The organism is Ruegeria discodermiae (assembly GCF_030758345.1).
In the GTDB taxonomy this organism is placed as follows: Bacteria; Pseudomonadota; Alphaproteobacteria; order Rhodobacterales; family Rhodobacteraceae; genus Ruegeria_C.
On the sequence record NZ_JAVAMO010000002.1, the window covers coordinates 235,918 to 262,013 of the forward strand.

A 26,096-nucleotide genomic window follows, 5' to 3' on the forward strand; every position below is an offset into this window, starting at 1 on the left:
GTCCCTCCAATCGTTCAACTATGCGTCTGGCGCCTCGGCAGCATCGCCGCCACCCTGAGAATACAGGAACTCGCGCGCGACCAGTGTACAGAATTCTTCGCGATCCGCGAGCCCAAGGGTTTGGGCATGCTCATCCAGGTCCTCGGGGACCGGTTGACGCAAGCGTTCCTCAAAGTACCAGATCAGTAGCCGCAGCCGATCATGCCCGGCAAAGGCCCCGTTTTCAACGCCCCGCAAGGCCGCCTTCTTGGCCTGGGCCCGGGCTTTGAGATCGGTGTAATTCCCCGCCCAACGCATCGCCGAGAGCATGTGCGGCTCCAGCCGGTCGGCACGCAGCGCGCGTATCTCGTCGGTGAGCGCGGCGCTGCCCAGAAAGTCCTCGTAGCCAGATTCATCGAGATCATTGGCCTCCAGCCAATGCAAAATATCGCGCCGCTGTGCCAAGCCGGCCTGCGCGCGGTGGCGGTCCATCTGCGCCATCAGCGCCTCGCGATCCGCCTGCAACCCGCGCCGGGCGGCGTCTTCCTGCGCGAGCACGCCCAGCATTGCCCGCTCGCGCAGGTCCGCAAAGCGGGCCGGATCAAGCCGTAGCTCGTCCAGCAGATCCTGCGCGCTTGAGCGATCCCGTGCGGTTTCGCCATCAATGCGCCGGGTCAACCCCTGCCAGGCCAATGTCCGTTCGACCCGCGTTGGTGTCTCCGGGGACTCTGCCCCGCCCTCCAGATAGGCCGCCATCTGCCGCAGCATGTCGCAGGCATCCTCGCGCTTGGCATCAACCTTGCCCTCGGGCAGCCAGTTGCTGAACGCGTCCAGATCATGGTCCTGCGCCAGCATGGACAGGAGGCTCGGCCAGTCCCGGTCGCGATAGTGCAGCGCCTTGCCCGCCCTCAGGATCGCCTCAGCCGAGCCCGGTGACAGCACGCCGCACTCCAACGCGCGTGCCACGGTGGCACGGATTGACACCATCGGCTCGCTCAGCGGCTGAAACCCCAGCTCTGCCGGGCTGTGCAGCACGGCCACTTCGTCATCATCCTCCAGCACGCCAGCGTAGTAATCCTCAAATATCCGGCCCACGCCGATCATCCCGAAATCGGCAAGTTCAGCGGCACGCAGCGCGCCCATGCTGGCACTGCCGAAGACCGGGATGTCCTGCTCCATCGCCCAGAGGATTTCCTTGTGCCAGACCGAGGGGACGCCTTCGAAATACCCGTCGATAATACCGATGGCGCGGGGGTTCTCGCGGGCGACGCGATAGACATCGCCCTGCCGCACCGGCGGCAGGATCTCGGCCTGCAAAATCTCACTTATTGCTCTCTGCCCCAGCGTCGGGCCGACAAAAACCACCACACTCATGCGCGTGCCCCCATCGCCCGCGCGCCCGGCACGAAATCGGGGTCGTCATGCGGCGCCTCCAAGCCCGGTATGACCGCGCGCACCACGGCAATGTCGAGCCCCTCTTGCGACAGATCGACAGCGATCACCTGCTCGATCCCGACCGAAGCCAATCGCGCCACCAGCCAGTCCAGATCGCCCGCAAAGGACTCGGTCGCGTTGCTGGGGCAGTCCAGGAAATCAACAATCGGTGCTGCGCCGTCGATCAACTCGCGCACGTAGCGGCCCCGCGCATGCAGGGCGCTATCGGTGAAATCCTCGGGCTCCAGATCGTCGCGCGCGCCCGAGATATAGGTCAGCCGAGTCTGCGCCGCCTCGGTCAGGGCGCGCAATAGCGCAATGGCGCGATCTGGATGGCAGCCATCGCCCAGCCCGATATGGCCCGGCTGAGCCCCCGCCTCGCAGATCGCGCAATGAAAGCAGGCCACGCCCACATCCGAGGTCGTGTTCCACACACCCACATCAATCCCGGCAGCGGTGAACCGCCCCAATGCCTCGCGGCAACGGGGATCATCGATTGTCGCGGGGTCAATGCGCTGATCGCGCCGCCCCTGATGCCAGAGCGTGGTGGCATCCCGCTCGATCACCTCGCAGATCGCGTGACAGGTCGCCTCATTCAGGTCATTGCCTGAGGCCAATCCGTTGGTCGATCGCGGAAAGGCGCAGTGGCCGCCATTGGGCGGCTCGGTATAGTCCGTATCGACCATCTCATAGGGCACCCAACAGGGCATGTTTGCACCCAGGTCATGACCTTCGATCCAGAGCAGACGGCGATGCGGATCGAACCGCCCGCCGGTCACCTTTGGCAACCGGTCGATATCGGCCACGTTCACCTCTGCCCGCAAGTCAGCATAAGACGCCCGGCGCAAGGGTCGCGTGATCCGCTCGGCATGCCAGCTTTCGATCGCCTCCATCACGCCTGAGGCCTGCGCCGCCTCCAGTGACAGCCCCTTGCCCAGCGACACGGCGACAGAGCGTGAGTTGGGCCGACACACCATCACCGTGGGCAGCCCGATCCGGTCCAGCCCGGTCAGGTTGGCCACCCGCGTGATGCCCATGCGTTTGAGATGCGGCTGCACCAGCGCCAGCGTCTGAGCCGGGTCGCGCAGCCGATGGGTATCGAGGCGATAACGCTTGGTCGACGCATCTGTCATGGAGTCAGCCTTTGGAAATGGTCACGGCCCATGGGACGGGCGAGGAGAATAATGCCTTCGAGGATGGGCGATCAGCGCCCCCCGGTCAATATCGCCTGTCGCCCTGCCCGGTCAGAGGACCTGTTCGCCATCCTTCCAGACCGCCACGCCGCAAGGCTCCAGCCGCACGCCGTTCCACTCCACCGCATGCGCATTGTAGTTCACGGCAAAACGATGCGCGCCCATATCACGCAGGCGCAGACCCTCGGGCAAACGCGTGACGGCAAGCCGCGCGCGACCAGCCGCCTGTTCGACGATCCGGTCCCAAAGGGCCTCATCCGGGAAGGCCCCGAGGTAGCTGAGCCCTTCGCTGTCCATCTGCACCGGCGCGCCCGCCTCAGTCCGCAACATCACCTCAGCCCGACCGCTCAGCTGCTCCTGCCAGTGGATCACCTGCCCACCGCCCGAGACTGCGCGGGTATGATCGGGGGGCAGCGATTCAACCAGATCGACATGCACGTCCAGCCCCGCCACACCGGGGCGGCCTGTTTCAGGCACTTGGTAATCCTCGGTAATCGCCCCGCTGCGCGGACCCAGCACCACCTGCGCGCCAGAGGCGCTGAGCGCGGCGTTCAGGTCAGGCGGCAGAATCGCCAGCCCCGGTGCAAGGATCAGGTCATAGCCGTCGAAATCGCGCTGCCGCGATGGCAGGAAATCAACCGATAGCCCCGCACGGCGCAACGCTTTGTAAGCCGACAGGACCAGGTTGAAATAGCTGAACCCCGCCCCCTGCGGCTGCGCGGCCCAGGCCCAGTCCGACGGATAGTCGAACAGGATGGCCACCTGCGCCTGTGTCGGCTTCAGATCGCCCAGCTTTTCCAGATCATCGGCCGCCTGCGCGGCCTCATCCGCTCCGACCGCGTCGCGGCCATCTGGCTGCAACAGACCGGCATGATATTGCTCCTGCGCAAACGGGGCCTGCCGCCATCGGAAATAGCTGACCACTTCGGCCCCATGCGCCACCGCCTCCAGCGACCAGAGTCGGACCATGCCCGGCAGCGGCGCAGGGTTATAGGGTGCCCAGTTCACCGGGCCCGGCTGCTGTTCCATCACCCACCAGCGCCCGCGCCCCACAGCACGGTAGAGATCGTGGTGCATCGCCTGCATGTCGGGATCGCCCTGCTGCAGGAAGGCCAGCTTGTGCTCCGCATCCTCGTCCAGCCGATCTGACAGGAAGCCGATCGGATAGCTGTCCCAACTGGCGATATCCAGATCGTCGCCGACGTCGAAATGGTCGAATTCCAGCACCCGGCCCATGTAGTTATGGATCAGCGGCGCGTTGGTATGGGCCTTCAATACCTCGGCCTGCGCCCTGTTGAACCGCACGACCTGATCCGAGCTGTAGCGGCGGAAGGCCAGCACATGCGACGGGTTCGGGTCGGTCACGGTGAGGTTGGGCAGATCAACCTCGTCAAAGGCGCCATATTCCATCGACCAGAACACATTGCCCCAGGCATTGTTCAACGCTGCCACATCGCCATAGCGCGCCGCCAGCCAGCTATGGAATCCGTTGCGCGCGGCCTCGCTATAGCTCAGCACCGTGTCATGACAGCCATACTCATTGTCGATCTGCCACGCCGCCACATGGGGGTTGTTGGCATAGCGCCGGGCGAGGATTTCGGTGATCCGCACGCATGCGTCCATATATCCGGCATGGCTGAAACAGTAATGCCGACGCGAGCCAAACTTGCGCGGCTTGCCATCGGCATCTACGGCCAGCATGTCCGGATGCCGGTCGATCATCCAGCGCGGCGGCGTCGCCGTGGGCGTGCCCAGCACCACCTTTAGCCCGGCCGCACCCAGCACCTCAACGGCGCGATCCAGCCAATCCAGTTGTAATTGCCCCGGCACCGGCTCCATCCTGCTCCAGGCGAACTCGCCGATGCGCACCCAGGCCAGGCCCATCTCGACCATGCGAGCGGCGTCCTCCGGCCAACGCTCTTCCGGCCAATGTTCGGGATAGTAACAGACGCCCAGTTCCGGTCTCATAAGATCACCTGATATTCGGCACGGCCCTTGCCGACGCCAATCGCCACAAAAGTCATGCCGTTTTCCGGCTCGGCCCGCAGCCGTGCCGCGTCGATCCCCTGCCGCGCGCTGGTGCAGTAGAGATCGCGAAACTCCGGTCCGCCAAAGCCGGGGCAGGAGGTATGCCGCCCGCCAAAGTGCACCGCTTTCAGGAAGGTGCCCAAAGGCGAATAGGCTGCCACCCGGCTTGCGCCCCATTGGGCGATCCAGACATTGCCATCCTCGTCCACCACCGCGCCATCAGGGTCCAGCCCGTCTACCCGCAGGTCCAGAAACACATGTGGCTCGCCCTCTGGCCAGCCGCTCTCTGCCTCCAGTGGCTGGCGCATCACCTGACCGGTTGCTGTATCCGTGTAGTAAGCGCAGCGACGGTCCGGCGCGAAGCAGATCGCGTTCGAAATGGAGACCTCGGGCACAAGTTGCCGCAGCTCGCCGCCATAGAAGCGATAGATCGCACCGGCGCCGTGCTCGGCCTGCTTGCCCATCGTTCCGATCCAGAACCCGCCCCACGGGTCTGCTCGCCCGTCATTCGAGCGCGTCACATGGTTGTCGGCCTCAAGCGCCATCACCAGATCGCGTTTGCCGCTCTGCAGATCGAACCGCCAGAGGCCGGTTTCAGACGCGATCAGCAGCGTCTCGCGGTCCACCCAGCCTGCGGCCGAGACATATTCGTCAAACTGCCAATCCCGCGCGCCATCCGCGTCGCGCGTCAGCAGCCGCTTGCCGAGGACGTCGAACCAGAAGAGCTGTTGGCGTTGCGGGTGCCAGAGCGGCCCCTCGCCCAACGCGCAGGGGCGGTCGTCGAAAACCCGACTCATCAGATGGCCTCGTCATACGCCGCCACGATATCCGCCGCACGGGCGCTGACATCTGCCACCGACATGCCGGGCTTGAACAGGGCCGAACCGATGCCGAACCCATCGGCGCTCGCCGCGACCCATTCTCCGAAATTCTCCGGCCCCGCACCGCCGACTGCATAGACCTGCGTGCCTGCGGGCAGGATGGCGCGCATCGCCTTCAACCCGCCGGGTCCCGCCATGTTGCCGGGGAACAGCTTCAAACCGCTGGCCCCGGCCTTGAGCGCGGCGAAGGCCTCGGTCGGGGTAAAGATGCCGGGCCAGCTTTCCAGCCCCAGCGCGCGGCTGCGCGCGATCACCTCGGTATCGCAATTGGGCGACACGATCAGCTTGCCGCCCGCTTCGGCCACCTGTTCGACCTGTTCCACCGTCAGCACCGTTCCGGCACCGATCAGCGCCCGGTCGCCGCAAGCGCGCGCCATGTCTGCAATGCTCTGCAACGGGTTTGGCGAGTTCAGCGGCACCTCGACCCGGGTGATCCCGGCAGAGATCAACGCTTCGCTCATGGGGACAGCATCCTGCGGGTCAAGACCGCGCAGGATGGCGATAATGGCTCGTTCCATTTTAGTGCTCCAGCAATTTCCGGGCCGCATTCAACCCGGCAAGTGTCATATGTTGGCCATCCGCGACCGTCGCCGGGACACCCTGTAATTCCAATGCCTTGGCATAGATTTCTGACATACCCGAGGCGCCGATCAACGCGATCTGCTGACCCAGCCAATAGGGCCGCGCGGCAGCCAGTTCCGCCCCGATCAAGAGGCCCGAGAGACGGGCGCGGGACACCGCGCCTTCGGTGGCCTCAAGCAGGTCACTGGCGCGGATACCAAAGAGCCGCGCCGCCACGCTTTCGGGTTTTGACAAGGTGGTCTCTACCGCCTCGCGAAAGGCGTCATCGTACCAGCCGTCGCCGACCGAATGGCGCAGGACAGACGTTTTGCTGAGCAGATCAAACATCTCGCCGGTCATGAAGGTCTGAAAACTGACAACCTCGCCTGCGCTCACATGCACCCATTTGGAATGGGTGCCGGGCAGGCAGATCACACCGTCCCAATCCTTGTTGAGCGCCAGGAATCCGGCGATCTGGGTTTCCTCGCCCCGCATCACATCTGTTGGTTTGAGCTGCTTCAGGCCGGGCACCACATAGGCCCGAATGCGCGGGTCGGTCTGCGGCACCCGTATTGGCGCACCCGAGAGCGGCGCGACAGGAACCGTAGCATAAGGTGCCTCGACCCAGCCCTGGCGCGCACCAACCATGCCGCAGGCGATCACGTCGACGGGGGCGTCATCCAGCCAGCCCCCGGCCAGCTCCAGCAGGGCGTCCTGAAACTCGGACCGCGCCAGTCGGCCCATGCCTTTGTCCGAGCGCGCCTCGCCTACGGCGCGCGTATCCTGAATGGCCCAGACCCGCAAATGCGAGGTGCCCCAGTCGACCGCGATCCATTCGGCTTTGACGCTCATATCTTATCCTGTCACCACAACGCCGCCATCCACGACCATGCATTGGCTCGTCATCATCCGGCTGGCATCCGAGGCCAGATACAGCACCGGACCGATCATGTCATCCGGCGTCAGATGCTCTTTCAGGCATTGCCGCTCCATATGCGCCTCCAGACCTTCGGGCGTGGCCCATTGATCGAGTTGCTTCTGAGTCAGAACCCAACCGGGCGCGAGGGCGTTGACGCGGATTTTCTGCGGCCCAAGCTCGCGCGCCAGTGATCGGGTCATGCCGGTGATCCCCGCATTGGCGGTGGTATAGGCGGTATAGCCCGCATTGCCCATCATATAACTGATCGAACTGAAATTGATGATCGAGCCGCCCTCCTGCATCTGCCGGGCGGCCTCCTTGCAGGCAAAGTAATAGGCTTTGAGGTTGATCGCCTGCATCCAGTCCCAGAAATCCGGCGTTGCTTCTTCCAGCGAATGGCGTTTGTCATTGGCGGCATTGTTCACCAGCACCCGGATCGGCCCATGGGCATCCGCCGCCTGCCGCATGGTTTCCAGCAACCGGTCGGTATCGGTAATGTCTCCCTGCATGAACAGCGGCGCGCGCCCATGCTTGGCTTGCATTTCGGCAACGAATTCACTGGCATCCGATCGTCCGATAAAGGCGACATTGGCCCCCTGCCCCATGAATCCATCGGTCAGCGACGCGCCAAGGCCCGAGCCGCCGCCGGTGATATAGACCGACGCGCCCTTCAGGTCCGGGTGTACCACTTGTGTCATTTGCTCACCTCTCAACTGGGCGGGAAGAAAACTCGAGAATCTTGCCCGCGGTCGCCATCAATGGCTCTCCCGCGTGACCGGGCGGGTGTCCTTGCCAACCAGAAAGTCCAGATCGGCTCCCTCGTCGGCTTGCAACACGTGATCGACATACATCTTTGCATAGCCGCGTGTGTAATGCGGGGCGGGCGCGGCCCATTCGGCACGGCGCTCCGCCAGGACTTCGTCGGATACCAGCAGTTCCAGCACCCCGTTCGCAGCTGACACCTTGATCAGGTCGCCCGTCCGCACCAGCGCCAACGGTCCGCCCGCGGTCGCTTCGGGGCTGACATGCAGGATCACCGTGCCAAAGGCCGTGCCCGACATGCGCGCATCCGAGACCCGCACGATGTCGCGCACGCCCTTTTTCACCAGCTTGGCCGGGACCGGCATATCGCCCACTTCCGGCATGCCAGGATAGCCCTTTGGGCCGCAGTGTTTCAGGACCAGCACGGTGTTTTCATCCACCGGCAGATCGTCCCTTTCGATATTGGCCTTGAGCTCTTCGATCGTCTCGAAAACATAGGCCTCGCCCTGATGCTCCAGCAGATGATCGCTGGCCGCCGAGGGTTTCGCGATCGCGCCCTTGGGTGCCAGATTGCCGCGCAGCACCCGCAGACCCGCAGCAGGTTTGCGCGGAGCATCAAAGGGATAGATGACGTCACGGTTATAGCATTCGGCCTCGTCGTAGTAATGCGAGATGTCCTTGCCCATCACTGTGTTCGCGGCGCGCAGCTTGTGGCTGAGTTCTTTCAGCACCACCGGCACGCCGCCAGCGTAGCAGAAATCCTCCATCAGGTATTTGCCCGACGGCATGCAATTGACCAGCAGCGGAATCTCTCCGCCGATCTCGAAATCCTCCATGGTCAGGTCTACGCCCACCCGACCTGCCAATGCCAGTAGATGCACCACCGCATTGGTCGAGCCGCCAAGGGCGGCATTGGCCAGAATGGCGTTTTCAAAACTCGGTTTGGTCAGCACATCCGAGAGTTTCAACTCTTCCTCGACCATTTCGACGACGCGCTTGCCGGTCATATGTGCCAGCGCCATGCGCCGCGCGTCAACAGCCGGTAGCGAGCCGTTCATCGGCAGCGCCAGCCCCATCGCCTCGGTTAGCGAGGACATGGTCGAGGCGGTGCCCATGGTCATGCAGACGCCCTTGGAGCGGCTCATACCCGACTCGGTGGCCATGAAATCCTTGAGCGTCATGTCGCCCGCCTTCACGTCCATGGCGAACTTGCGCACATCGGTGCCTGACCCCAGATCACGGCCCTTCCACTTGCCGTTCAGCATCGGACCGGAGCTGACCACGATGGTCGGCAAATCGACCGAGGCTGCGCCCATCAGCTGCCCCGGCGTGGTCTTGTCGCATCCGCCCAGCAGCACAACGCCATCCATGCCATAGGCGCGAATGCTCTCTTCCACATCCATCGACAGCAGGTTGCGGAAGAGCATCGCGGTTGGCTTCATCTGCGTCTCGCCCAGTGACATCACCGGGAACTCGACCGGGAAGCCGCCCGCCTCCCAGACACCGCGCTTCACCCCTTCGGCCAGTTCACGCAGACCCGAGTTGCAGGGCGTCAGTTCGGACCAGGTGTTGCAGATGCCGATGACAGGCCGCCCGTCAAAGGCATGGTTGGGAAAGCCCTGATTCTTCATCCAGGAGCGGCGGATGAACCCATCCTTATCCAGCATGCCATACCAGCCGCGGTTGCGTCGCTCGCTCATAGTTTCTTGCCTTCGATCACCCACATGCTCTGCGGGAAGCTCCAAGGCAGGGTTAGCCCGTAGCTCATCAGATATTGCCCGCTCAACTTAACGGGTTGTTGTTTCAAAACCGGATTGCCGCGCGACAGGGTCGGTGGCGCCTCGGCGGTGCGGCGCAGTTCGACCTGATAGAGCGCGTTCGCTTCCAGCCGCGTTAGCCGCAATGGGCGCGGCGCGATCTGGGCCGAGGTGTCGGCCTTGCCCGCAAAAACCACAAAGCGCGAGCCATCACTGGTTTGCTGCTGTTCGGCGATCACCGAAGGATCAGGGCTGTCGAGCCGCAGGATGTCCGCGTAGTAGAGCCAGTCGCGATTGGCCTTCCACCACGCCGTCACGCCTTTCAGCACCGCCGCCTCGTCCTCGGTCAGCTCGCGCGGGTCCATTTCGAACCCCATATGCCGCTGGGCCGCGACCCAGGCCCGGAACCGGATGTCCAGCACCCGGCCCGAGGTATGGCAGACGCGCGGTCCTACATGGCTGCCCGTCACCGCCATGGGCAGGAAGATCGCTGCGTTGTGCTGGATGCGCAGTCGCTCTAGCGCGTCATTGCTGTCGCTGAGCCAGACTCGCTGGGTACGCTTGAGAATGCCGAAATCGATCCGACCGCCACCGCTTGCGCAGCTTTCGATCTCCACATGCGGGAAATCGGCGCGCAGCCGGTCGATCAGCGCATAAGAGCCCCGCGTCTGAGCCGCGTCGGGCATCGGAAGCACGCGGTTATGGTCCCATTTGATATAGTCGATATCGTGACCCGACAGGATCGCCGCCATGCGTTCATAGAGAAACTCCCGCACCTCGGGCAGCGCCATGTTCAGCGCCTTTTGCTGGCGGCCGAGGATCTGATCCTCCCCCCCCAGCGCCCATTCGGGATGCGCCCGGTGGATCGAACTGTCGGGGTTGATCATCTCGGGTTCGAACCAGATGCCGAAGGTCATGCCCAGCGAATGGACATGTTTGATCAGCGGGTCGAGACCATCGGGATATTTGCGCGGGTCGACCTCCCAATCCGAAAGCGATGACGTGTCGTCATCTCGCTGCCCGAACCAGCCATCATCCAGCACGAAGCGCTCGGCGCCCAGATCGGCGGCGCGTTCCGCGATGTCCTTCAACTCCGGCAGGTTGTGGTTGAAGTAAACCGCTTCCCAGCAATTGTAATGTACCGGCCGGGCGCGGTCGGGTTTCGGGAAGGCCACGATCCGGTCGCGCAGATGGCGCTGGAAGGCGACGGCGCAACCATTGATCCCGTCATTGGAAAACACCGCATAAAGCGGCGCTGTCTCGAACCGGGTGAGCGCGTCACGCTCCATCCGCGCGGCCTGTCCGAACTGGATCTGGCGGCGGCCATCTGGCAGCTCCTCGGCCACCATCCGGTGCCCGCCTGACCAGCCATAGTGGAAGCCATAGGCCTGTCCCTGTGCATTGGTCGCGCCGCGCACCGGCACGATCAGGCCGGGAAAATGCTCATGACCAGTGCGTCCTGTGCGGTTCTCGCGATAGCGGATGCCGGGCGACCAGGCGGTGCGGTTCATCTGAAATTCACCACACCAGCGCCCGGCGAAATCGAACATCTCATCGGAAAGCTGCGGGCCCGGGAAGACCGGCGCACTGAGCCAGTGCAGCAGCACCGGACGATCTGCTTCCAGAGCGGCCTGCGCCTCGATGATGTGAGTCTTGGGATCGATCGAAAACCGCGCCTGATAGGTCAGCCGATCGGTCTCATCACGATAGGTCAGAACGATTTTCCGCTCGTCGACCTCCTCGCTCTCATAGCAAAACTTGGGCAACAGCGGCCTGCCGTCACCGTCCCGAACAATTAGACCCGGCTGACCCGGAAAGCTGCGTGTGGCCTCAGGGCAGATCGACAGTTCTGGGTTGGCATCCAGCATACCACCAGTGACGTCCAGCCCGTAAGCCATGAACAGCGTTTCCGCGCTTTCGCCATCTGGCAGGCGCGGCCCGAAATACACAACTTCGGGAAGGTGCTCGCGGTGAGCCGCGAGCACCAGAGATTGCCGCTCATCATGCAGCGACCATGTTCGTATCATTACTTGACGGCTCCGAGGGTGAGACCCGCAATGAAGTGTTTCTGCATCAGGAAGAACATCGCCACCGGCGGCAGTGCCGCCACGATGGAACCCGCACTCATCAAATGATAGGCTGCGCGGAACTGCGCGTTAAAGCTGGTGATCCCCGCGGTGACCGGCTGGCTTTCGGCACCCTGCGTCAGCACCACCGCCCAGAAATAGTCGTTCCAGATGAAGGTGAACATCAGCACGCTGAGCGCAGCCAGCGCCGGTTTCATCAGCGGCAGGACCACGTACCAGAAAATCTTGATCTCGCTGATGCCTTCAACACGCGCCGCTTCGATCAGGGCAAAAGGCAGCGCCTTGATGAAGTTGCGCATGAACAGCGTGCAGAAGCCGGTCTGGAACGCGATGTGGAACAGCACGAGGCCAGTCTTGGTGTTGTAAAGCCCCAGTTCCAGCGTCAGGTCCCGCACCGGCACCATCAGAATCTGGAAGGGCACAAAGTTGCCCGCCACGAACATGAAAAAGATCCACATGTTCGATTTGAACTTGTAAATCCCCAGGGCGAAACCGGTCATCGAGCTCAACGCCACCGCCCCGATCACCGTAGGCACCGTGATCAGGATCGAGTTCAGCATGTAGCGCGGCATGTCGCTGTTAAAGAAAACCTGCCCGTAATTGTGCATGAACTCGAAGGAGGACGGCAGACCCCAATAGTTGGCGTTCACGAAATCCGCATCCGGTTTGACCGAGAAGAGCGCCACCGCCAGAAGCGGCCCCAGCCAGAGCAGCAGGGCGACCGGCAGCAATGCCTTGTAGGTGATCTGGGCGGCTTGCGACTGTTTTTCGATAGGTGTGGGAAACATGGCTTAATGTCCCTTCTCTTCACGGTACATCGACCACAGGAAGTAGACGATGAAGCACATCATGATCAGGAACAGCACGACGGCGATGGCCGCGCCATAGCCCATCCGGAAACCGTATTCGGACAGCGCCACTTCGAACATGTAGTAGGCCAGCACCCGCGACGATCCGAACGGCCCGCCCTGTGTCATGACCGAGATCAGGTCAAAGGATCTGAGCGCGCCGATGATCGTCACCACAAAGGCGATGAAGGTGGCGGGCCGCAATTGCGGCAGCACGATATACCACAACATCTTGGCACCTTTTGCACCGTCCAGCCGCCCGGCCTCGATCTGTTCGGGATCAACGGCGTTCAGGCCGGTGAGATAGAGGATCATGCAATAGGCGGTCTGCGGCCAGAGCCCGGCCGCGATGATCCCGTAGGTGACCAGATGCTCGTTGCCCAGCACGTTGATTGGGCCAAGGCCGAACACGCCGATCATCTGGTTCAACAGGCCGAAGGTGGGATCATAGAACCAGGTGAATACAAGGCCCACGACAACCTGGCTGATCACAAACGGAAAGAAGAAGAGCGACTTGTAGAGCCGGATACCAAACACGGTCTGGTTCAGCAGCAAGGCAATAAATAGACCCGCCGGAATCGCCAGCAAATAGAGAACAAGCCAGATCAGGTTGTTCTTGAGCGAGACATAGAACGCATCGCGATCGACCCATTCGTAGTACAGGTCCTCGTAATTGCGCAGGCCGATATATTCCGCCTGCCCCAGCCCGTCCCATTGATACAAGGACAGGTTGAAGGATTGGAAAACCGGAGCAATCACATAAACGACAAAGAACAGAATACCCGGTGCCAGAAACAGCCAAGGGGCGATGGCTTGCTGGTTGCGGTGGAACCAGCTTTCGGGTTCGGAATCGATGATATCGGTCGAGGCGGTCATGGCGGCCATCTCTTTCAGACTGAAGGGGTGCGGCTGCGGGATCAGGCCCCGCCTGCCGCGTTAGCAAGCGTTGGGTGGGGTATTATCCCCACCCCAATCGGTTATTTGTAGATACGCCCGCGGGCGCGCTCCAGCTTGGACAGAACCTTGTCGAGGCTGTCAGGCTTGACCATGAATTCCTGGAAGCCTTCCATCGACACTTTGGCCATTTCCGCCGGCGCGTCACGATCCCAGAACTGGGCGACGCCGCCCGGGCTGTTCTCACTCAGCATGACAAAGCCCTTCTGCAGGAACTTGTCGTCATCCACAGTGGACTTCGAGTTCACCGGCAGCTGTCCTAGGTTCTTGCCATTGTTGATGATGGTCTGCTCCTCGGGCGAGGCGACAAAGCGCAGGAACTCGCGCGCCGCTTCCTTGTTCTTGGCTGCGGACGGAATGTGGAATGTGTCGGTCGGCGCATCTTCGGCCTTTTCCACGCCCGGGGTGATCTCGACAAACTGGTAGAAATCCAACTGATCATCGGTCAGGCCCGCATCGCGCAGCGGTGCCACCGCGAAGTTGCCCATCAGATAGGCGGTCGCCTCACCATTGACCATGAAGGGCAGCGCTTCCTGCCAGCTATAGGTCTGGTGATTGTCGATGAACGCGCCCATGTCGATCAGCTCTTTCCAGTTCGCGAAAGTCTGCTTGACCCGGTCGTCTTCCCAGCTGATTTCGCCATTGGCCAGCTGATTGTGGAAGTCATAGCCGTTGGTGCGCATGTTCAGGTAGTCGAACCACCCGCCGGCGGTCCACAGGAACTTGGTGCCGATCGTATAGCAGGCGCGGCCCGATGCGACGATCTTTTCGCAATTGGCCTTTTCCTCTTCCCAGGTCGTCGGCTCGCTCAGGCCCAGCTCGTCAAAGATGTCTTTGCGGTAGTAAACGCCCCACTGGTAGTAGGTATAAGGCACGCCCCACTGCTTGCCATCGATCGTCATTGCGCCCCTGGTGGACTTCAGATCGTTTTCGAACATCGGCTCTGCCCACAGATCCGATACATCCTCGAACAGACCAGCATCAACATAAGGCTTCATCCGGTTGGCGGCATACCATGTCGCCACATCAGGTGCGTTTGCGGTCAGGAAGTTGCGGATCTGGGTCTTGTAGGCTTCGCGGTCGATCACCGTGACCTCAATATTCAGATCCGGGTTCTTCTCGCCAAAGCGTTCGATCATGGCTTCCATCGTGGCGCGCGGGGCCGGGTTCGACGTGTCGAGAAAGATCGACAGATCGCCGCTGACCTGCGCCGCGGCCGGTGCCGACAACGCCGTGCATGCGGCAAGAGCGGCCAGAGTCCGCTTGGTCATGGAATGCATGGTTTCCTCCCTGTAGCTTCCATTTTTGGTTCCAATATTTGAAACCATGTTTTACATGTTGAAAACTACACATCACTTCGGCTAGGGTTGTCAACAATAATCCTGCGGGAGGGCAGGACCAAGGGAGGAGACGTCACCTCATGTCAGGGGACGGGACAGTCGGCAAAGCATGTGACGTGCTGGACCTTGTCGCAAGGTTCAATCGCCCTGTGCGCTTTGGCGAATTGCTCGATCACAGCCCCTTCCCCAAGGCCACGCTCTATCGCTTTCTGCAGACGCTCACGAATCAGGGCATGCTCAGCTACGATCCCGACCGGCAGTCATATGCGCTGGGAATCAGGCTGGTGCGGCTGGCCCATGCCGCCTGGACCCAAAGCTCGCTGGCGCCTATCGCACGGCCGCACATAGACGCGCTCAGTCGTGATCTCGGCGAAACCGTGCATCTGGCACAGCTCGATGCCAGCCAGGTGCTTTATGTCGACAAGCGAAATGCCGCCGACCCGGTCGAAATGTATTCGCAGGCCGGCAAGGTTGGCCCCGCATATTGCACCGGCGTTGGTAAGGCGATGCTGGCCTTCCTGCCCGACGAAGCGCTGAACCGGGCGATCCAGCAGCAGAGCTTTCACCGCTTCACGCCGCATACGCTGGCCTCGGAAACCGCGCTGCGCACCGAGCTCGCAGCGATTCGCGACCGTGGCTATGCCTTCGACCGCGAAGAACATGAGCCCGGCATCATCTGCATCGCCGCCCCGATCCTGACTCCGGGTGGGCGCATGCTGGGCGCGATGTCGATCACCGGACCCACCAGCCGGACCGATCTGAAGACACTAGAAAACTGGGCCCCGCGCGTGCGGCAGGCCGCTGATGACATTGGGCGCGAGGCACAAGCCTGGCGCTTCCCGGAAACACTTCACAAAGAGGCGATGGCGACATGACAGGTGTGACGCTGGAAGGCGCAATCAAGCGCTATGGACAGACACAGGTGATCCACGGGGTCGATCTGCAAATCGAGGATGGCGAATTCTGCGTCTTTGTCGGCCCCTCGGGCTGCGGCAAGTCCACCCTGCTGCGGATGATTGCAGGGCTTGAGGAAACCTCGGATGGCAAGATCAGCATCGGGCAACGCGATGTGACCCATCTGGACCCGGCCAAGCGCGGCGTGGCCATGGTGTTCCAGACCTATGCGCTTTATCCGCATATGACGGTGGCCGAAAACATGGGCTTCGGTCTGAAGATGAACGGCGTCGCCAAGGGTGAGATCGACAAGAAGGTGCAGGAGGCTTCGGACATCCTGAAGCTCGGCCCCTATCTGAAACGCAAGCCCAAGGCAATGTCGGGTGGCCAGCGCCAGCGGGTCGCCATTGGCCGCGCCATTGTGCGCGGACCCGATGTGTTCCTGTTCGACGAACCGCTGTCGAACCTCGACGCCGAACTGCGGGTCGAGATGCGGGTTGAAATCGCCCGGCTGCACAAGGAAATCGGCGCGACGATGATCTATGTGACTCACGATCAGGTCGAGGCGATGACAATGGCCGACAAGATCGTGGTGCTGCGCGACGGGCGTATCGAACAGGTCGGTGCGCCGCTTGAGCTCTACCGCAACCCTGACAACCGCTTTGTGGCAGGCTTCATCGGCTCGCCCTCAATGAACTTCCTCGATTGCGATGTAGTCGATGGCAAGCTGACCCACCCTGCCCTTTCCGCCCCGCTTGATCCGCCCGCGCCGATCCCCGCCGGGGCCAGCAAGATCACGCTGGGCCTGCGCCCCGAACATATCGGGCTGGACCGCAGCGGCGACGCGCTGTCGGTGGATCTGACCGAGGCGCTTGGCGGTGTTTCCTACAGCTACCTGACCGCCTCGAACGGCGACAAGCTGATCGTTGAAGAGCGCGACGATGAACGCAGCACCGAAGGCAGTCGGGTCGGCCTGATCCTGCGCCCGGAGCGTGCGATGATCTTCGACACAGAAAGCGGCGCCCGCATTCGATAAACCTTCACTTGGCACGGGCGATCAGCCCGTGCCACCTTCTTATCCGCGCCGCAGCCCGGTGCGTTCGGTTCGCATTGCTCACAGGCAAGCGCTATACTTTCTCTTTCAGAAGACCTTCGAGCTTGTCGAAGGCCTGACCCCAGCCGCGTGCTCCGGCTGACCCTTCCGGCACGCCAACGTGCACCATTGTCATAACGGTCTTTCCGTCGACCTCGCGGAGTTCAACGATAACTTCGGTGATATCTGGATGACCTGCAGGCATACCCATGCTCTGCGGCGAGATGATGACACCTTCCGCATCACACATGCTTTCAGTGTAGACAAGCCGCGATGGGGGCGAGATCTCTTTATACACGCCGGTGAACCACATGCTCATTGAGCGCTCTGGCGATGTCATTTCCATACAGATTTTTCGCACGCCCCCCACCACGACATCCATTTCTGCAGTTGGCACATGCATCCCCATTGGTCCATACCATGCCTTGAACAGATCCGGATCGGTCCACATTTGCCAAACAAGGTCGATGGGAGCATCGAATTCCCGCTCGATCCTTACCCAGGCTTGCTGATCAGTCATCTTTGCTATCCTTCATTGCCTCTATCACCCTTTCCATCGCGTCGAACCGGGCTTCCCAGATAGGACGGTATCGATCGGCCCAATGCGCGACCTTTTCCAGAGGCCTTGCGTTCAACTTGCAAGGCCGAAACTGAGCATCTTTCCCGCGTGTGATGAGCTCGGCTTTTTCCAGAACCCGTATGTGTTTGGAAATGGCAGGCAAACTCATCTCAAATGGTTGGGCGAGCATGTTCACCGTCGCCTCTCCTTGCGCGAGCCGCGCGAGAATTGCACGTCGGGTTGGATTGGCCAAAGCCGCAAAGACGGCGTCAAGTCTTTGAGAGTCATTCATCTAAGTATTACATAACCAATCGGTTAATTAATCAAGTGATTTAATGCAAGGCAACGCGGTCGACCGCTAGAAAAAAGAATGAACTTCGCCATATAAAGTACAGAAAAGAAATGGACTTCTTAAGCCGCCGCGTTCTGGCGTGTCACGTCCCCACATCGATAAAGCTGCCCGAACTCGGTCTGCAGGAACGCCTGCAGCGGCACCTGCTCCTGCCGGATGAAGCCTGATTGCGGCAACTGGCCGGTGCGCATCAGATCAACCACGCCAAGCACCCCGGCGGCGGTGGTCACTTGGATGGCGCTCCAGACCCGGCCATCAATCTCGCGGGCGAAAGACTTGTTGATATAGCTCTGCTCGCGTAACTGCCCGTCTTTCAGCCCTTTGGCGGTGCAATAAACCAGCACCACATCCTGATCGGTGCGCGGCAGGGCGGCCTCAAATATCTCTTTCAGCAGATCGCGTCGCCGCTCCAGCCCCAGATCATTGAGCAGCAGTTTCAGGATATCGCGGTGCCCCGGATAGCGGATCGAGCGGTAGGAGACCGCCCGCGCCCTACCCTCAAGCGTTTCCGGCAAGGTGCCCAGCCCGCCAGAGGTGTTGAAGCACTCATATTCCACGCCGTCATGACCCAACAATTCGTAGTCTTCCAGCGGCGCGGTCTTGACCCGGGCACCATTCACGATGGCGTCGCAGAGATTGCAATATTCGTTGATCAGCCCGTCGGTGGACCAGGTCAGGTTGTATTTTAGCGCATTGGTCGGGAAGAGCGGCAGCGCGCCCACTCGCATATGCAAGCTGTCCAACTCATCGAACTCCGCCGCCAGCGCCGCGCCCGCGATGCCGACAAACCCGGGCGCCAGACCGCATTGCGGCATGAACGCCGTTTGGCTGTCCTGCGCCAGACCGCGCACGGCCTGTGTGGCCGCGATATCCTCGGTCAGGTCGAAATAATGCGCGCCCGCTTGCCGAGCCGCCGCGGCAATCACTGGGGTCAGAAAGAACGGCGCGGCGGAGATCACCGCATCAAAGCCACGCAAGGCTTCGGTGAGTCCTGCAGGGTCATCGGCATCAATCTGCATGGTCGGCAAACCCGCTCGATTCAGCGTGCCTAAAGCGGCCAGATCGCGATCGGCCACCGTGACCGCGTAATTGCGCGACCCGTTCAGCAGCGTGGCGATCATCCGCCCGATTTTGCCCGCCCCAACGATGCAAATATTCCAACGCATGACATGTCTCCGCTCTCTTTCTTCAAGAGTCTGGGGAAAAACCTGTTCGGAGTGTAGGGCACAGAGTGTCGGAATGACTCATGTCTCCGTCATATCGGTGGAAATATCGTCGTTTCGTTAGGCGCGGTCTATCTTGCGGCCAAACACTACTGACGTATTGGTCCGCTGCACGCCGGGAATGCGCGCCAGTTCGTCGACCAGTACATCCAGATCCTCGATCCGTGGTGCTTCTGCAGACAAAAGCAGATCGAAATCCCCGTTGATCGACAGGCACAGCTTGACCTCAGGATAGGCCTCCAACCGTTTGATGATACGGGTGGTTTCCTGCTGCTGCACTTCAAGCATCACGATGACCTGAACCTTGCCGCCCTCTTCCGGGTCGCGCAGCACAACCGAGTACCCGGCGATCACGCCGCGCGCCTCCATCTTTGTGATCCGCTCATGTACGGTCGTGCGCGCCACGCCAAGTTGTCCGGCAATCGCGGTGGTCGATTGCCGCGCATTGTGGCGCAGGGCGGCGATTATCTTGCGGTCGAGCTTATCCATTTGTTCTGCATAACGCCGCCGGGGTTTCACGCAAAGCGGCTTATGGCCCTAAAATGGCGCAACAAACTCAGCGACGACGATCAGATCGTTTTTCGGGCTTGCGCGAAGGAAAGCAATCTCTTGCTGTTTTCATCCCATAAGTGAAAGCGCACGCTCGACAAGCTCTCTCTCACTGTCATTCTATTGCTTTGCGCAAGGATATCGTGATCGCGCAACACTTCTGGCAGCCGGTAGAACGGGATGCGGCTGTATAGGTGATGGACATGGTGGATTCCGATATTGGCACTCAACCATTGCAGAACAGAGGGCAGAACATAGTGCGAGCTGCCCTGCAATGCTGCGGTGTGCAAGTCCCACTCAGCTTCTGGTTCCCAATGTGCAGCCTCGAACTGGTGTTGTACATAAAACAGCCAGACACCAGCCGTCGCGGCGAGCAGCGTCGAGGGCAAAAAAATCAGCAGCAGCGGCATGACGCCACCAAAATAGTAGATCAACGAAAGCGCGAGCAGAATCGCTGCATTCGTACACATCGCGCTGATCCAGTACCGTACCTGGCTGGTTAAACCCAAAGGCAGCCGGTTCTGCAGGAAAAAGAGATATCCGGGTCCAAGACCGAACAACACGATGGGATGACGATAAAGCCGATACAGCAGACGCTTTGCCGGCGTCAGCACCCGATATTCGGCAAGGGTCAGGGTGTGGATATCGCCCATGCCCCGCCGTCCCAAATTGCCCGAAGAACTGTGGTGGATCGCATGGGATCGACGCCAAACATCATAGGGTGTCAAGGTCAGCACCCCAATCAATCGCCCGGTCCAGTCGCTCACCGCGCGGTTCTGGAAAAACGCACTGTGCCCGCAATCATGCTGGATCGCAAACAACCGCAATAAAAAGGCTGCATTGCAGATTGAAATTGCGAATGTAAGCCAAGCGCTGATCGACAGCGCATACCAAGCCAATACCCACAGAAGAAAGAAGGGACCCAGAGTCACCGCGAGCTCAAACACGCTTCGAGTAGCGTCCGGTTCACGATACTTGGAGAGTATCCTGACCCAATCCCGAGCATGTACTGGATCGGGAGTGAGAGAATCTTGGGGACTTTGATGCATATGCCTGCTTCTTGCCTGTGTTGGCCATCCTGATAAACGAAAGTGTCGGCGAAGCAACGCGCAATGCCCGTTCTTAGGAACATACTCAAATTGTGAACACGCCAGGCCCAGTCCCGGCTTCTATGTCATTTCCTCATAGATGCATTCCACAAGATCGGTTTTGCTCCCGCGATTGCGCCCCTAAGGTGACCCAAGAACAACGGGTGAAGGCAAAGGGTTGGGTATGGATCGCGCTGATATTGTCGATCAGGCTTTTCGCCAAAGGCTGGCTTCGGGCGACTTGCCTGCGGGCCAGCCCGCCACGGGGCCGCTCTCCGATACGCAGGCAGTGGCGATCTTTCGCGCCCAATGCCTCAGCCGCAATCTCGACCGCCGCTCGCGCAAGATGCAGGCCGAGGGGCAAGGATACTATACGATCGGTTCGTCCGGGCATGAGGGGATGGCGGCAGTTGCTGCCGCGCTGCGCCCCGACGACATGGCATTTCTGCATTACCGCGATGGCGCGTTCCAATGCATGCGCAGCCAGCAGGTGCCCGGGGTCACCCCCGCATGGGACATGCTGCTCAGCTTTGCCACGGCGATGGATGACCCGACTAGCGGCGGGCGGCACAAGGTGCTGGGCTCGCGCCCGCTGCTGATCCCACCGCAGACCTCGACCATCGCCAGCCACCTGCCCAAGGCGGTCGGTGCGGCCTATTCCATCGGTCTTGCCAAGCGCCACCCGCCCGAACATCAGGTGTTGCGCGATGACAGCCTGGTGATGTGTTCCTTCGGCGATGCCTCGGCCAATCACTCAACGGCGCAGGGCGCGTTCAACACCGCCGCCTGGACTGCCTATCAATCGACCCCGCTGCCGCTGCTGTTTGTTTGCGAGGATAACGGCATCGGTATCTCGACCCGTACCCCGCGTGGCTGGGTGGCGGCGAGTTTCAGGCAGTGTCGGGGGTTGAAATACTTCGCTGCCGACGGGCTCGACCTCTATGACACCTACCGCGTCGCTCTTGAGGCAGCCGATTACACCCGCCGCCTGCGCAAGCCCGCCTTTCTGCATCTTAGCTTGGTACGACTTTACGGCCATGCCGGATCGGACCTGCAACAGGCCTATTTGCCCAAACAGGTGTTTGAAGGTTGGGAGGGCGACGATCCTCTGCTGCACTCCGCCCGCCTGCTGATCCAGCGCGGAATCCTGAGTGCTGACGATGTCCTGACGATCTACCAGAAGACAGAGGATCAGTGCGCCCGCGTCGCCGCCGAAGTCGTGACCCGCCCCCGCCTGCAAACAGCGGAACAGGTGATGGCCTCGCTGATTCCGCCGCCGCGCGCCTGCGCGCCCAGCAACGGGCCGTCAGAAGAGGCACGGCACGCCGCCTTCGGCTCGGACCACAAACAGCTCAGCACTCCCCAGACCATGAACAAGCTGATCAACTGGGCGCTCACCGATCTGATGCTGGAGCATGATGAGATCGTGATGATGGGCGAGGATGTGGGGGCCAAGGGCGGCGTCTATGGCGTCACCCAGAAAATGATCGACCGGTTCGGCCCGGACCGGATGATTGACACGCTGCTGGACGAACAGTCGATCCTCGGGCTGGCCATCGGCATGGCCCATAACGGTTTTGTCCCGATCCCCGAGATTCAGTTCCTCGCCTATCTGCACAATGCCGAGGATCAGCTGCGGGGCGAGGCCGCCACTCTGCCGTTCTTTAGCCAAGGCCAGTTTACCAACCCGATGGTGATCCGCATCGCCGGGCTGGGTTATCAGAGAGGCTTTGGCGGGCATTTCCACAATGACAACTCGCTGGCTGTGCTGCGCGATATTCCGGGGTTGATCATCGCCTGCCCGTCACGCGGGGACGACGCGGCGATGATGATGCGCGAATGCGTCCGGCTGGCACGCGAAGAACAGCGCGTGGTGGTCATGGTCGAGCCCATCGCGCTTTATCCCATGCGCGACCTGATGGAGGAGAAAGACGGTGGTTGGATGACCACCTACCCTGCCCCCGACCGCCGTATCGCCCTGAGTGAGGTAGGCGTGACGGGCGAGGGTCCACTGGCGATCCTCACCTATGGCAATGGCCGCTATCTAAGCACGCAGGCCGCCCATGACCTCGCGGCGCAAGGCATCGAGACCCGCGTGATCGACCTGCGCTGGATCGCACCGCTGCCGATCAAAGAAGCGTTGGCCGCGTTGGAGGGCGCGCAGAAGGTACTGATCGTTGATGAATGCCGCAGCACCGGCAGCTTGTCCGAAGCTCTTATGACAATGCTGCAGGAACAGACCACTCTGCCCCATGCCCGCCTCGCTGCCGAGGACAGCTTCATCGCCACCGGCCCGGCCTATGCCGCCACCTTGCCCTCGCGCGCCAGCATCGCCGAGGCCGCGCGCAAACTGTGGAGCGGATCATGAAACAGACCGCCATCGTCGTTGCACCGGGGCGCGGCACTTACAATCGCGAGGAACTCGGCTATCTCGCGCGTCACCATGGCGACAAGGCATCATTGATCGAAGATTACGACGCCTATCGCCGCGCGCAGGGCCAGACGCCCATCAGTGACCTCGACAGCGCCGCGCGGTTTTCGGGCGCGGTGCATACGCGCGGCGACAACGCCTCGCCTCTGATCCATGCCTGCGCCTATAGCGATTTCCTGTCCATCGACCGCGACCGGTTCGAGATTATCGGCGTCACCGGAAACTCGATGGGTTGGTATATCGCCCTGACCTGCGCATGCGCGCTCAACCCGATGAATGGGTTGCGGGTGGTCAACACCATGGGCACGCTGATGCAGGAGCAGATGATTGGCGGGCAGCTGATCTATCCCTTTATGGATGCCAATTGGCAGGTGATCCCCGGCGCGCGTGAAAACACCCTTACCAAGATTGCTCAGATCGCCGCCCGACCCGATCACGTGCTTGCGCTTTCGATTGATCTGGGCGGCATGCTGGTGCTCGCGGGCAATGCCCACGGTCTGGCCGCCTTCGAAGCTGAAATGCCCCGGCTGCAGGATCGTTTCCCGATGCGCCTGCCCAACCATGCCGGGTTTCACACTGCGCTTCAGGCCCCGGTGGCCGCGCTTGGCCAAAGCAAGCTGGAGCAGAGTCTATTCGAGCAACCCCAGCTTCCCCTGATCGACGGGCGCGGCGCGATCTGGCAGCCCAGATCCAGCGACCTGACCGCGCTGTGTGACTACACGTTGGGCCATCAGGTGACCGAGACCTATGATTTCACCGCCGCCATCCGCACCGCCGCGCGCGAGTTCATGCCGGACGTGTTCATCATTCTCGGTCCCGGCACGACCCTTGGGGGTGCCACGGCGCAAAGCCTGATCCTGTCGTCTTGGCGTGGCCTGACGGGCAAAACGAGCGTTCAAATATCTGAACCGCCTTTGCTACTGTCGATGGGTCGCGCGGATCAGCGTGACCGGGTGCTGGGCTAGCCTAGTCGGACCGGGCGCCAGCCAGTACATTCATGGCTTTGCCAACCTCTTGCAGGTCTCATCGGCATCCGGCCCGCTCAGTCGCCGCCGCGCGGGGCGGGATTGGTGAGTGTCGCCGCCAGCCGCCAGTCGTCAAGCCGGGCCACCCGGGGAACATACAAGTTTGCCTGGGCCGGGTCGCTTAGGATCAGCACGGCGATCCGGCGCGGGGATTGCTGTGCCTCCACCGAGACCATCAGCCGTTGGATGCCGGTATTGGGGTTCTGCGCGTCACATTCGGCGTTGTAATCCGTGTCGCAGGGGTTGGCTGAGCGCAGCTCGAACCGTGCATCGGCGGGCGACAGAATAAGCGCTGTCATCTCCTTGCCCCCCTGCTTTAAAACCGCCTGCGCGCCGTCCAGACTGACCTCTGCATTGGTATGCATGGTCCATGCAACCTGCTCGACAATCGCGCTGGTGAGTTCATCCTGTATCAGCACCGCCCTGTCGTTTATCAGAGCCACGCCGCGCCGGATCGCGCCGGGTGCCGCGCTGAAGGCGTCGGACAGATCGGCAATGGCAAAGGTGAACCCGGGTATCTGCGAGAAATCCTCGATAAAGGCGCGCGATGTGACCTGCTGGTTGGCGCTCTCAAAGGTCAAGGTATTCTGACCGATGGTCGCGGTCCGGTAATAGTCGAATCGGTTCGACGTGAAATACCCCGGCAACTGGTAATTCCCCAGCCCCAGATCGATTGCCCACCGCACCCCTTTGGCATCAAACACGAATGTGCCTGCATCGAGGTTGTTGTGATGGCTTTGCAGCGGGCCGGCCTTGAACCCCACAAATGTCGCATCGGAATCGTTCCAGGCCGAGCGTAAGGCCACCAGCCCCCTGCCTCCGAACCACAGCGCTTTCGGCTCGCGCACTTGCGGACTGATACCGGTTCCATAACGCCAGAGCAGATTGAACGCGGGATGGGACGACTCCGGCGCATCTGAGCCGTGCCAGTCATAATCGGGTCGCCCGAACCGGTGCGCCAGCCAGGACAGGGCAACCGGATCGGTCACCGTGTCGCTGTCGCCATAGTTGAACAGCAATCCGGTGGGGCCGGTCATGTGCAACAAGTAATCGCCGAACCCCGGTAGGCCGGCCGCCTCGGACAGATCGAAATCATGGCCCAATACGCTTTCCAGTGCGGTCACGAGGATCGCGGTATCGCGGGCGGACAAAGCGCCATACATCGGCCCTTCCGGCCATGCGCCGTCAGGGGCGAACAGTGCCAGACCGTTTCGCAGCGAAATCTGCGCTCGCTCGATTACTTGGGCGGCCAGCTTGGGCTCTGCCTCGGACACGGCCAGGGCCGCCACGATCAGCCCGGTATTGCAAACGATGTTCCAGTTGAACGAGGCCACCGGCCAAGTGATGTCGGATGTCGCTGTACCGTCAGGCAAAGTGGCGGGCACCGCGATAGGGGGCACCCAATCCTGCGGCCGGGTCCAGCCGGTGTCGAAATAGTGTTGGTCCTTGTCATAGATCGCCATGCCGGGCTTCAGCGCGTAGTTGACAAGAGCGGCGCGTATCACCTGATGCTCCTGTTCCGTAAGCGCGTCGCCTAGCCAGCTATATCCCAGTGCGACCGCGAGGGCGATCCGGCTCAGGCCGAGGAAATGCGCCGGATACCAGCTGTTCAATTGTGCCAGCCCCAGCAATTCGTCCCGACCGCGCGCGGCATAGCGGTCCTCACCTGTGAGGCGCCAGACCATCCCAATTGCCGTCAGGCGTTCGACCGCTTTCTCGCTCATCCCGTGCAGCGCGGCGGAATCGTCTTTGTAGGTGGTGTGGAATTCTTCTGCGATCGTCGGCTCGTCCAGATAAGACCGCGCCGCAGCGATCAATACATCGTGGTCCCGTGCGATCGCCGGATCTCTCTGCCGTAGCTTTTTCAGACGGGCCAGCGCGGCATCGTTGAGTATGATCTGTGGAACGCCAGCCCCCATGCCCTGCGCTACCTCCGGGGGCGTGGTCTGGGCTTGCAACCCAGGGGCTGCCCCAACAAATGGCAAGACGAACATCGCCGCCAAAAAAACGGTCAAGCTGCTGCGGGGCATTCCGATTTCCTCGTTTTGATACCGACAATACCGGCGAGTTACTTACCGTCAATGGTCACCACGAGGTCATCTCGCGCCCATATGTACCCTGCGGATTTCCGCAGGCAAC

Annotated in this window: 22 protein-coding genes; 4 read left to right on the forward strand and 18 right to left on the reverse strand. The window is 61.5% G+C overall.

Annotated elements, in window-relative coordinates; translation table 11 throughout:
- Positions 1-18 precede the first annotated feature (18 nt).
- From Q5Y75_RS08115 to Q5Y75_RS08170, 12 genes are all read right to left on the reverse strand, one after another.
- Positions 19-1,353 (reverse strand): TfuA-like protein, encoded by a 1,335-nt coding sequence (locus Q5Y75_RS08115; RefSeq protein WP_306196104.1) that lies wholly within the window; start codon positions 1,351-1,353, stop codon positions 19-21.
- Entirely contained in the window at positions 1,350-2,546 is a 1,197-nt protein-coding gene (locus Q5Y75_RS08120; protein ID WP_306196106.1) for a YcaO-like family protein, read from the reverse strand. Before Q5Y75_RS08120 ends, Q5Y75_RS08115 begins: the two co-directional genes overlap by 4 nt.
- Before the next feature lie 111 nt (positions 2,547-2,657).
- Positions 2,658-4,574 carry a beta-galactosidase gene (locus tag Q5Y75_RS08125; RefSeq protein ID WP_306196108.1) on the reverse strand — a complete coding sequence of 639 codons (1,917 nt, stop codon included), beginning with the start codon at positions 4,572-4,574 and terminating at the stop codon, positions 2,658-2,660.
- Positions 4,571-5,431: an SMP-30/gluconolactonase/LRE family protein gene (locus Q5Y75_RS08130; protein WP_306196109.1), complete on the reverse strand. Its 861-nt coding sequence runs from the start codon at positions 5,429-5,431 to the stop codon at positions 4,571-4,573. The genes Q5Y75_RS08125 and Q5Y75_RS08130 overlap by 4 nt, the downstream gene beginning before the upstream one ends.
- Positions 5,431-6,033: a 2-dehydro-3-deoxy-6-phosphogalactonate aldolase gene (locus Q5Y75_RS08135; protein WP_306196111.1), complete on the reverse strand. Its 603-nt coding sequence runs from the start codon at positions 6,031-6,033 to the stop codon at positions 5,431-5,433. The genes Q5Y75_RS08130 and Q5Y75_RS08135 overlap by 1 nt, the downstream gene beginning before the upstream one ends.
- A 1-nt stretch (position 6,034) precedes the next feature.
- Positions 6,035-6,928 carry a 2-dehydro-3-deoxygalactonokinase gene (locus Q5Y75_RS08140; RefSeq protein ID WP_306196113.1) on the reverse strand — a complete coding sequence of 298 codons (894 nt, stop codon included), beginning with the start codon at positions 6,926-6,928 and terminating at the stop codon, positions 6,035-6,037.
- A gap of 3 nt (positions 6,929-6,931) precedes the next feature.
- Positions 6,932-7,693, reverse strand: a complete 762-nt coding sequence (locus Q5Y75_RS08145) for an SDR family NAD(P)-dependent oxidoreductase (protein WP_306196115.1) — start codon at positions 7,691-7,693, stop codon at positions 6,932-6,934.
- A 57-nt stretch (positions 7,694-7,750) separates the two neighbouring features.
- A complete protein-coding gene (locus tag Q5Y75_RS08150) occupies positions 7,751-9,457 on the reverse strand; it encodes an IlvD/Edd family dehydratase (protein WP_306196116.1) in 1,707 nt (568 codons plus the stop codon).
- Complete coding sequence (locus tag Q5Y75_RS08155) at positions 9,454-11,541, reverse strand: alpha-galactosidase (protein WP_306196118.1); 2,088 nt, start codon at positions 11,539-11,541, stop codon at positions 9,454-9,456. The genes Q5Y75_RS08150 and Q5Y75_RS08155 overlap by 4 nt, the downstream gene beginning before the upstream one ends.
- Positions 11,541-12,389 (reverse strand): carbohydrate ABC transporter permease, encoded by an 849-nt coding sequence (locus tag Q5Y75_RS08160; protein WP_306196120.1) that lies wholly within the window; start codon positions 12,387-12,389, stop codon positions 11,541-11,543. The genes Q5Y75_RS08155 and Q5Y75_RS08160 overlap by 1 nt, the downstream gene beginning before the upstream one ends.
- A 3-nt stretch (positions 12,390-12,392) precedes the next feature.
- Entirely contained in the window at positions 12,393-13,325 is a 933-nt protein-coding gene (locus Q5Y75_RS08165) for a carbohydrate ABC transporter permease (RefSeq protein WP_306196122.1), read from the reverse strand.
- Positions 13,326-13,426: 101 nt separating this feature from the next.
- Positions 13,427-14,683 (reverse strand): ABC transporter substrate-binding protein, encoded by a 1,257-nt coding sequence (locus Q5Y75_RS08170; RefSeq protein ID WP_306196124.1) that lies wholly within the window; start codon positions 14,681-14,683, stop codon positions 13,427-13,429.
- A gap of 140 nt (positions 14,684-14,823) precedes the next feature.
- Between Q5Y75_RS08170 and Q5Y75_RS08175 the strand changes: the two genes are divergently transcribed.
- Positions 14,824-15,618 (forward strand): IclR family transcriptional regulator, encoded by a 795-nt coding sequence (locus Q5Y75_RS08175; RefSeq protein WP_306196126.1) that lies wholly within the window; start codon positions 14,824-14,826, stop codon positions 15,616-15,618.
- Positions 15,615-16,673 (forward strand): ABC transporter ATP-binding protein, encoded by a 1,059-nt coding sequence (locus tag Q5Y75_RS08180; RefSeq protein WP_306196128.1) that lies wholly within the window; start codon positions 15,615-15,617, stop codon positions 16,671-16,673. The genes Q5Y75_RS08175 and Q5Y75_RS08180 overlap by 4 nt, the downstream gene beginning before the upstream one ends.
- 91 nt (positions 16,674-16,764) lie before the next feature.
- On the opposite strand, the gene Q5Y75_RS08185 is transcribed toward Q5Y75_RS08180, so the two are convergent.
- From Q5Y75_RS08185 to Q5Y75_RS08205, 5 genes are all read right to left on the reverse strand, one after another.
- Positions 16,765-17,250 (reverse strand): SRPBCC family protein, encoded by a 486-nt coding sequence (locus Q5Y75_RS08185; protein WP_306196130.1) that lies wholly within the window; start codon positions 17,248-17,250, stop codon positions 16,765-16,767.
- Positions 17,243-17,581, reverse strand: coding sequence for an ArsR/SmtB family transcription factor (locus tag Q5Y75_RS08190; protein ID WP_306196132.1), 339 nt, complete (start codon positions 17,579-17,581; stop codon positions 17,243-17,245). The genes Q5Y75_RS08185 and Q5Y75_RS08190 overlap by 8 nt, the downstream gene beginning before the upstream one ends.
- Before the next feature lie 119 nt (positions 17,582-17,700).
- On the reverse strand, positions 17,701-18,807 hold the full coding sequence (locus Q5Y75_RS08195; protein ID WP_306196134.1) for a saccharopine dehydrogenase family protein: 1,107 nt from the start codon (positions 18,805-18,807) through the stop codon (positions 17,701-17,703).
- Between the two features lie 117 nt (positions 18,808-18,924).
- Positions 18,925-19,353 (reverse strand): Lrp/AsnC family transcriptional regulator, encoded by a 429-nt coding sequence (locus Q5Y75_RS08200; protein ID WP_306196136.1) that lies wholly within the window; start codon positions 19,351-19,353, stop codon positions 18,925-18,927.
- 80 nt (positions 19,354-19,433) lie between these two features.
- Positions 19,434-20,462: a fatty acid desaturase gene (locus tag Q5Y75_RS08205; RefSeq protein WP_306196138.1), complete on the reverse strand. Its 1,029-nt coding sequence runs from the start codon at positions 20,460-20,462 to the stop codon at positions 19,434-19,436.
- 223 nt (positions 20,463-20,685) lie between these two features.
- Between Q5Y75_RS08205 and Q5Y75_RS08210 the strand changes: the two genes are divergently transcribed.
- Positions 20,686-22,869: a thiamine pyrophosphate-dependent enzyme gene (locus Q5Y75_RS08210; RefSeq protein WP_306196140.1), complete on the forward strand. Its 2,184-nt coding sequence runs from the start codon at positions 20,686-20,688 to the stop codon at positions 22,867-22,869.
- A complete protein-coding gene (locus Q5Y75_RS08215; RefSeq protein WP_306196142.1) occupies positions 22,866-23,897 on the forward strand; it encodes an ACP S-malonyltransferase in 1,032 nt (343 codons plus the stop codon). The genes Q5Y75_RS08210 and Q5Y75_RS08215 overlap by 4 nt, the downstream gene beginning before the upstream one ends.
- Before the next feature lie 77 nt (positions 23,898-23,974).
- Here the strand turns inward: Q5Y75_RS08215 and Q5Y75_RS08220 are convergent, their stop codons facing one another.
- Positions 23,975-25,987 carry a heparinase II/III domain-containing protein gene (locus Q5Y75_RS08220; protein WP_306196144.1) on the reverse strand — a complete coding sequence of 671 codons (2,013 nt, stop codon included), beginning with the start codon at positions 25,985-25,987 and terminating at the stop codon, positions 23,975-23,977.
- Between the last annotated feature and the right edge of the window lie 109 nt (positions 25,988-26,096).

What these genes read in the sequence shown, in the direction of transcription:
- Q5Y75_RS08115 (WP_306196104.1), bottom strand. Translation starts at nt 1,353, where the DNA reads ATGAGTGTGGTGGTTTTTGTCGGCCCGACGCTGGGGCAGAGAGCAATA.
- Q5Y75_RS08120 (WP_306196106.1), bottom strand. Translation starts at nt 2,546, where the DNA reads ATGACAGATGCGTCGACCAAGCGTTATCGCCTCGATACCCATCGGCTG.
- Q5Y75_RS08125 (WP_306196108.1), bottom strand. Translation starts at nt 4,574, where the DNA reads ATGAGACCGGAACTGGGCGTCTGTTACTATCCCGAACATTGGCCGGAA.
- Q5Y75_RS08130 (WP_306196109.1), bottom strand. Translation starts at nt 5,431, where the DNA reads ATGAGTCGGGTTTTCGACGACCGCCCCTGCGCGTTGGGCGAGGGGCCG.
- Q5Y75_RS08135 (WP_306196111.1), bottom strand. Translation starts at nt 6,033, where the DNA reads ATGGAACGAGCCATTATCGCCATCCTGCGCGGTCTTGACCCGCAGGAT.
- Q5Y75_RS08140 (WP_306196113.1), bottom strand. Translation starts at nt 6,928, where the DNA reads ATGAGCGTCAAAGCCGAATGGATCGCGGTCGACTGGGGCACCTCGCAT.
- Q5Y75_RS08145 (WP_306196115.1), bottom strand. Translation starts at nt 7,693, where the DNA reads ATGACACAAGTGGTACACCCGGACCTGAAGGGCGCGTCGGTCTATATC.
- Q5Y75_RS08150 (WP_306196116.1), bottom strand. Translation starts at nt 9,457, where the DNA reads ATGAGCGAGCGACGCAACCGCGGCTGGTATGGCATGCTGGATAAGGAT.
- Q5Y75_RS08155 (WP_306196118.1), bottom strand. Translation starts at nt 11,541, where the DNA reads ATGATACGAACATGGTCGCTGCATGATGAGCGGCAATCTCTGGTGCTC.
- Q5Y75_RS08160 (WP_306196120.1), bottom strand. Translation starts at nt 12,389, where the DNA reads ATGTTTCCCACACCTATCGAAAAACAGTCGCAAGCCGCCCAGATCACC.
- Q5Y75_RS08165 (WP_306196122.1), bottom strand. Translation starts at nt 13,325, where the DNA reads ATGACCGCCTCGACCGATATCATCGATTCCGAACCCGAAAGCTGGTTC.
- Q5Y75_RS08170 (WP_306196124.1), bottom strand. Translation starts at nt 14,683, where the DNA reads ATGCATTCCATGACCAAGCGGACTCTGGCCGCTCTTGCCGCATGCACG.
- Q5Y75_RS08175 (WP_306196126.1), top strand. Translation starts at nt 14,824, where the DNA reads ATGTCAGGGGACGGGACAGTCGGCAAAGCATGTGACGTGCTGGACCTT.
- Q5Y75_RS08180 (WP_306196128.1), top strand. Translation starts at nt 15,615, where the DNA reads ATGACAGGTGTGACGCTGGAAGGCGCAATCAAGCGCTATGGACAGACA.
- Q5Y75_RS08185 (WP_306196130.1), bottom strand. Translation starts at nt 17,250, where the DNA reads ATGACTGATCAGCAAGCCTGGGTAAGGATCGAGCGGGAATTCGATGCT.
- Q5Y75_RS08190 (WP_306196132.1), bottom strand. Translation starts at nt 17,581, where the DNA reads ATGAATGACTCTCAAAGACTTGACGCCGTCTTTGCGGCTTTGGCCAAT.
- Q5Y75_RS08195 (WP_306196134.1), bottom strand. Translation starts at nt 18,807, where the DNA reads ATGCGTTGGAATATTTGCATCGTTGGGGCGGGCAAAATCGGGCGGATG.
- Q5Y75_RS08200 (WP_306196136.1), bottom strand. Translation starts at nt 19,353, where the DNA reads ATGGATAAGCTCGACCGCAAGATAATCGCCGCCCTGCGCCACAATGCG.
- Q5Y75_RS08205 (WP_306196138.1), bottom strand. Translation starts at nt 20,462, where the DNA reads ATGCATCAAAGTCCCCAAGATTCTCTCACTCCCGATCCAGTACATGCT.
- Q5Y75_RS08210 (WP_306196140.1), top strand. Translation starts at nt 20,686, where the DNA reads ATGGATCGCGCTGATATTGTCGATCAGGCTTTTCGCCAAAGGCTGGCT.
- Q5Y75_RS08215 (WP_306196142.1), top strand. Translation starts at nt 22,866, where the DNA reads ATGAAACAGACCGCCATCGTCGTTGCACCGGGGCGCGGCACTTACAAT.
- Q5Y75_RS08220 (WP_306196144.1), bottom strand. Translation starts at nt 25,987, where the DNA reads ATGCCCCGCAGCAGCTTGACCGTTTTTTTGGCGGCGATGTTCGTCTTG.